Origin of the sequence: Nostoc sp. (assembly GCF_035638895.1) — a bacterium.
GTDB lineage: Bacteria > Cyanobacteriota > Cyanobacteriia > Cyanobacteriales > Nostocaceae > Nostoc.
Genome location: NZ_DASQZC010000457.1, coordinates 1 through 2,183, shown reverse-complemented (window position 1 = coordinate 2,183; position 2,183 = coordinate 1). Strand labels below are relative to the sequence as shown.

The 2,183-nt window shown below is 42.2% G+C and carries 2 protein-coding genes; one reads left to right on the top strand and one right to left on the bottom strand.

All coding sequences use genetic code 11. The features are described from left to right. Window positions 1-47 precede the first annotated feature (47 nt). The gene (locus VE944_RS23060; protein ID WP_324982436.1) at window positions 48-1,454 is read left to right on the top strand and encodes an NAD(P)(+) transhydrogenase (Re/Si-specific) subunit beta; all 1,407 of its coding nucleotides are present in this window, start codon (window positions 48-50) and stop codon (window positions 1,452-1,454) included. Window positions 1,455-1,589: 135 nt separating this feature from the next. Here the strand turns inward: VE944_RS23060 and VE944_RS23055 are convergent. Beyond that, window positions 1,590-2,183 (bottom strand): alpha-ketoglutarate-dependent dioxygenase AlkB family protein (locus tag VE944_RS23055; protein WP_324982433.1); only part of this gene is annotated, 594 nt, incomplete at its 5' end.

The following is a 2,183-nucleotide window of genomic DNA, read 5'->3' as shown; positions in this document are numbered from 1 at the left end:
GTGACAGACAGAATGTTGCAAATGTTCAAGAAGAAGGAGATTAAGGCGTGAGCGACTTTTTACCAACTGGCATTCAGCTGACGTACTTAGTCGCTGCATCGTTATTTATTTTGGGCTTGAAAAAGCTGGGATCTCCTGCTACAGCGAGAAACGGTAATCTTGTAGCGGCTGTGGGGATGCTGCTGGCAATCGCAGCGACAATGCTCGATCAACATGTGTTGAACTACGAGATGATATTGTTGGGTTTGGCGATTGGATCGGGAATTGGTGCGATCGTTGCCTACAAAGTCCAAATGACCGAAATGCCGCAAATGGTGGGTTTACTCAACGGTTTGGGCGGTGCGGCTTCGGCATTAGTAGCCGTTGCCGAATTCTGGCGGTTATTAGATAGCTCTCAATCGATACCCCTAGATGTCAACATTTCCATCCTGTTGGACGTGTTAATCGGTGGTGTTACCTTCACAGGTAGTTTTCTCGCCTTTGCCAAATTGCAAGGTTTAATTAGTGGTTCCCCGATTACATTTCCATTCCAGCAACCATTTAACCTCTTGCTTCTGGGTGCTTATATAGTAGGTAGTGGCTATTTAATCATCACACCAGATAGCTTACCCATATTCTTGGGAGTGGTTGGCGTTTCTTTAGTGTTAGGCGTGATGTTCGTCATCCCCATTGGTGGCGGCGATATGCCAGTAGTAATTTCGCTGTTGAACTCCTTGTCAGGTGTGGCGGCGGCGGCGGCTGGATTCGTAGTGATGAACAATATGTTAATCATCGCTGGTGCTTTGGTAGGAGCATCGGGCTTAATCCTCACCGAGATTATGTGTAAGGCGATGAACCGCTCCTTATTTAGTGTGCTGTTCAGCGCTTTTGGTACAGGTTCTAGTTCTGGTGGTGCTGCTGCTAGTGGTGGTGCAACCGATCAAACCGTTCGCAGCATTGATCCTGAAGAAGGGGCGATGATGTTGGGTTATGCCCGTTCTGTCGTAATTGTGCCTGGTTATGGTATGGCAGTTGCTCAAGCCCAACATAGCGTCCGGGAATTGTCAGATCAGTTAGAAAAAATGGGCGTTGATGTCAAGTATGCCATTCACCCCGTTGCTGGGAGAATGCCGGGGCACATGAATGTATTGCTGGCGGAGGCAAATGTGCCTTATACCCAGTTGTACGATATGGATGATATTAATCCCCAGTTTGATCAAGCGGATGTGGCTTTAGTAATTGGGGCAAATGATGTGGTAAATCCGGCGGCGCGGAGTGATACAAGTAGCCCGATTTATGGTATGCCGATTTTGGAAGTAGATCGGGCGAAGCAGACGATTGTAATTAAGCGCGGAATGAGTACGGGTTTTGCCGGTGTAGATAATGAGTTGTTCTACAAGGATAAAACTACGATGCTTTTTGGTAGCGCTAAGGATATGGTGGCGAAGTTGGTTTCGGAAGTGAAGCAACTTTAACGAACCACAGAGGCGCAGAGAGCGCGGAGGAAGAATTTAGAGAGTTGGCTTGCCTTGGGGGTGTGATGCTTCTGAGGCAAGTTTTTTTGTGTATTTTATCCAGATTAATTTATCCTATTTTTATATAAAAAATAGTTATTTAATTTGTCTGAAAGTAAGATTTATTCTTGATTGTGTAACTTTATTCGTTTTAGGAATTTGATGTTGCCAAAAGTGCTGTGTAGTTCCTTTCATCATTAGTAAACTTCCATGAGTAAGTTGAATTTCGTAGTTTAATTCTTTTTGTATTTTATGTCTAAACATAAAACGACGATTAGCTCCGAAACTTACAGAAGCAATTATAGGGTTTTCTCCAAGTTCTGGTTCATCATCACTATGCCAAGCTACGCTGTCTTTACCATCACGATATAGATTGAGTAACACACTATTGAATTTAATTTTAGAGAAAGATTCAATTTTAGATTTAATATTAATTAATACAGGAGTCCATAAAAAAGGTTGCATTTTGATTTTAGAGTAAGAATAAGATTTACCAGTATCTCCGTACCAAGCTGTAAGCCTCGGTAGCTTAACTTGTTTACCAAAGAGTATTGTATATTCTTGATTCCAAGAAGTAGTTTCATATAATTCAACAAATAATTGGTTACTTTCCTTACCATCAAAGAAATTTTGGTAATAGATTACTTCAGCATTTTGCATAGGTAACTTTTCATTCTGATGCTTACTCTT